This window comes from Roseomonas sp. TAS13, assembly GCF_001950415.1.
In the GTDB taxonomy this organism is placed as follows: domain Bacteria; phylum Pseudomonadota; class Alphaproteobacteria; order Acetobacterales; family Acetobacteraceae; genus Roseomonas; species Roseomonas mucosa.
On the sequence record NZ_BDLP01000383.1, the window covers coordinates 1 to 3,937 of the forward strand.

General features: G+C 72.4%; 5 protein-coding genes. All 5 read right to left on the reverse strand.

The features are described 5' to 3' along the window. Window positions 1-606, reverse strand: a 606-nt coding sequence (locus tag ROTAS13_RS20570) for an MFS transporter (RefSeq protein WP_139323461.1), incomplete at its 3' end; no start/stop codon positions are given. 61 nt (window positions 607-667) lie between these two features. After that, complete coding sequence (locus ROTAS13_RS20575; protein WP_075823266.1) at window positions 668-1,444, reverse strand: ABC transporter ATP-binding protein; 777 nt, start codon at window positions 1,442-1,444, stop codon at window positions 668-670. Beyond that, on the reverse strand, window positions 1,441-2,226 hold the full coding sequence (locus tag ROTAS13_RS20580) for an ABC transporter permease (RefSeq protein WP_019461279.1): 786 nt from the start codon (window positions 2,224-2,226) through the stop codon (window positions 1,441-1,443). Before ROTAS13_RS20580 ends, ROTAS13_RS20575 begins: the two co-directional genes overlap by 4 nt. A gap of 293 nt (window positions 2,227-2,519) precedes the next feature. Beyond that, on the reverse strand, window positions 2,520-3,755 hold the full coding sequence (locus ROTAS13_RS20585; protein ID WP_075823267.1) for an OmpA family protein: 1,236 nt from the start codon (window positions 3,753-3,755) through the stop codon (window positions 2,520-2,522). Beyond that, window positions 3,736-3,937, reverse strand: a 202-nt coding sequence (locus ROTAS13_RS27835) for a hypothetical protein (protein ID WP_216348704.1), incomplete at its 5' end; no start/stop codon positions are given. The genes ROTAS13_RS27835 and ROTAS13_RS20585, both read right to left, overlap by 20 nt.

Sequence of the window (3,937 nt, forward strand, 5' to 3'; positions counted from 1 at the left end):
CTGTGCGTAGATGTGATCAAGAGACAGCCGCACCCGCAGCCAGGGCATGGCCAGCAGCACGCAGGCCGCCACCAGCACCCCGGACACGGCGAGGTTCAGCGGCGCCGCATGGCCAGCGGCGAGCAGCAGCCCCGCCAGCCCCGCCCCGGCCAGCCCGCCCAGGCTGAAGGCCGCGTGGAAGGAGGACATGATGGCGGCGCCCCAGCCGCTCTCCACCACCGTCGCATGGGTGTTCATGGAAACGTCCATCACCCCGTTGCCCGCCCCCAGCAGCATCAGCCCGAGCACCAGCGTGGCCAACCCGCCCGCCTGCGGCACCAGCGCCAGCACCAGGGCGAACAGGAGGCCGGAGGCCACGGTCAGCCGGTCGCTGCCCCAGCGCGCCGAGACCTGCCCGGTCAGCGGCATGGCCAGGATGGCGCCGATGGCCATGCCCAGCAGCGCGAGGCCCAGCGCCGCGTCGGACAGGCCAAGGCCCAGCTTGATCGAGGGGATGTTGCCGGCCCAGGCGCCATAGCCGAAGCCGTTGGCGAAGAAGACCAGGGTGGTGGCCAGCCGGGGGCGCGCATCACGCGCCCGGGCCGCGGCGAAAGGGGCCTCGGGCATGCAGGACTTCTCCCCGGCCGCGCCGTCACGGGAGGCGGCGAGGGCGCCGCCTGTCCCCCCGTTACCGGCGCAGCTCCATCTTGATCGGACCCTCGCGATCGCCCCGGGCGAACTGGTCCACCATCGCGTTGCCGGTCTCGCCCAGCGTCGCCGCCGGGCCGGTCCAAACCATCCGCCCCTGATAGATCATCGAGGCCTGGTCGCCGATCCGGCGGGCGCTGTGCATGTCATGGGTGATGGTGATGGCGGTGGCGCCGAGGCGCTTGACGCAATCCACGATCAGCCCGTCGATCACCGCGCCCATGATCGGGTCGAGTCCGGTGGTCGGCTCGTCGAAGAACAGGATGGCGGGCTGCGAGGCGATGGTCCGGGCCAATGCCACGCGCTTCTGCATGCCGCCGGACAGTTCGGAGGGGGACAGGTCCCCCACGCTGCCGGCCAGCCCGACCTGGGCCAGCACCTCGGCCGCCTTGTCGCGCGCCCTGGCCCGGGTGATGCGCTTCTGCTGCAACAGCTTGAAGCAGACATTCTCCCAGACCGGAATGCTGTCGAAGAGCGCGCCGTTCTGGAACAGCATGCCCATGCCGTCCAGCACCGCGCGCCGCTCCGAGCGGTCCATGGCCAGCAGGTCCCGCCCGTTCAGCTCGATGCGGCCGGAATCCGGCTGGATCAGGCCCAGGATGCACTTGATCGTGACCGACTTGCCGGAGCCCGAGCCGCCCAGGATCACCATGGACTCGCCCGGCATCACGTCCAGGTCCACGCCGTCCAGCACCTTCTTGGCGCCGAAGGCCTTGTGCAGCCCGCGCAGGCGCAGCTTGGGGGTGGCGCCGCTCATCGGGTGAAGAAGGCCTGGGTCAGGATGTAGTCCAGGAACAGGATCAGGATCGAGGATGACACCACCGCCGAGGTCGTGGCCCCGCCCACCCCCTCCGCGCCGCCGCGCGAGGAATAGCCGCACCAGGTGCCCATCAGCGCCACCACGAAGCCGAAGGCCGCCGCCTTGATCAGGCCGGAGACCACGTCGAAGGCCTGCAACGCGTTCAGCGTGTCGCGGATATAGGACTGGGACACGAAGCCGAGATTGTAGGTGGCCACGATCCAGCCGCCCATCACGCCCAGCGTGTCGGCCACCGCCACCAGCAGCGGCATGGCCAGCGTCGCGGCCAGCAGGCGCGGCGCCACGAGGTACTTCATCGGGTCGGTGGACAGGGTGGTCAGCGCGTCCACCTGGTCCGTCACGCGCATCGTGCCGATCTCGGCGGCGAAGGAGGCACCGATCCGGCCCGCCACCATCAGCCCGGCCAGCACCGGCCCCAGCTCGCGCGTCAGCGAGATCACCACCACCGTGGCCATGGCGCTCTGCGCGTTGAAGCGGGAGAAGCCGGTATAGGACTGCAAGGCCAGCACCATGCCGGTGAAGATCGCCGTCAGCGCCACCACCGGCAGGGAGAAATAGGCCACCTCCACGAAGGCGCGGCCGAATTGCCGCAGGTGGTAGGGAGGCCGGAAGAGGTGCGACACGCCCTCCAGCGCGAAGAGCGCGACCGACCCCACCGTCCGGCACAGCCCCAGCACCATCGCGCCGAGCCGCGCCACCGCATCGAGAAGAAGATTCAAGCCGACCGCCGATCCTGCAAACAAGCCGCCATCCGCGAGAGCGTTGTGGAAGCCCGTCCCAGGGGGCTCCCAGGGGGCGGGCCTGTGGGGGCAAGGTCGTCCGGTGCCGCCCAGGGAACCGTCCAGATAGCCGCCCCCTCGCCGCACCGCAATGGCGACCGTCTTCCGGCGGCGGCCCCGGCGGATCACAAGACCCTGGCCGCCTCTCCCCCGCACGGCCCTTGGCGGCACCGCCGGAACGGCGCGTCTCCCTGGGCCGCCGCGACAGCAACGGCCGAAGGCGAGGCGCCCGGTCAGGATGGCGGCGCGGTGCAGGCCACCGGGCGGAACTCCACCCTCCGGTCCAGCAGGTCGCTGGCATCGTCCGCGCCGCTGCCGATGATCGGCTCGCTGGCCCCGGCGCCCCGGCTGGCCAGGCGGCCGCCCAGGCCCGGCTGCATGGCGACCAGCCGGTCCCGCACCCGCTCCGCCCGTTGCTGCGACAGGCGCAGATTGGCCTCGGCCGGGCCGCTGGGGCTGGCATGGCCGATCACCTCCAGGCAGTCCGGCCCGGCCGCCGCCTGCCGGGCGATCTCGCGCAGCCACATCTCATAGGCGCCGCTCACCGCCGGGTCGCGCCAGAATTCCGCCGAGCCCGGCCGGAAAACGAAGCGCACCGAAAGCCGTCCGCTGGCCAGGCCCAGCTTGACCAGCCCCCGGAAGGCGGCCTCCGCCCCCAGCGGCTGCCGCAGCGCCCGGTTGGCCAAATAGAGCCCGTTATAGACGCGGATCTGCTCGCCCCCCGGCAGGCGGCTCGCTTCCTCATAGGCTGCCAGCGCCTGCCGGTAGCGCCCGGCCTCGTAGGCGCGGATGCCGTCGTTCACCAGCGCGGCCACCCGGAGCTGCCGCAGGTATTCCGGGTCGATGGGGTCGCCGATCCGGCTGCCCACGGTGCGGGCATAGCCCTCCGCCCCCTGTTCCGGCACGCAGGCGGGACTGTTGCGGAAGAAGGGCGTGGGGCGGAGGTTCACCCCGTCCGGCCAGGTCCAGACCTCGGCCTGGGACACGATGCGGCCGCTGCGCAGGTCGCCGATCACCGCCCGGATGCGATAGCCGCCGGCCCGGCCGCCCTCCGCCTCCGGAACGGGCGCCAGGGCGCCGAGCAGCACCAGGGGCTGCCGCGCGAGGCCAGCCGCGCCGAAGGACAGAAGCTCGACCTGCGGATAGGAGCGCCGGAGCTGCGCGGCGATCTGCGCCTCGATCGGGCGCGTGGCCTCCACCGGCATACCGCTGCCCTGGTCGATCCAGGGGTCCACCATCATCGGATAGCGCCCGCCCGCATCCGGCGCCCCGAGCTGGGCATTGGCCAGCAGGGAGACGGTAAGGGCCGGGACCGCCCGGCTGAAGGGCAGGGCGATCCGTGCCGGCCCGGTGGACGGTGCGGCGGGTGGGGCGCTGGCGCAGCCCGCCAGCCAGGGCAGCGCCATCACCAGCACCAGCGCCAGCACGCGGGACAGGGCGCGGCGCCGCTCAGCCCGGGCAGTGGCCACGCAGGAAGCTCCGATCGGCAAAACTCAGCCCCTCCCCCAATTGCCCGCGCAGGATGATCGAACGGCAACGCGCCGGATTCGCCGCGGCGGCGCGCAAGCTGGTCGGCTCGGCGCGCAGGGGCCGCGGCGGCTTCGCGGCCCCCCGTTCCATTGGCGGGACCGGCGGAGAAGCAGGCGGCGGG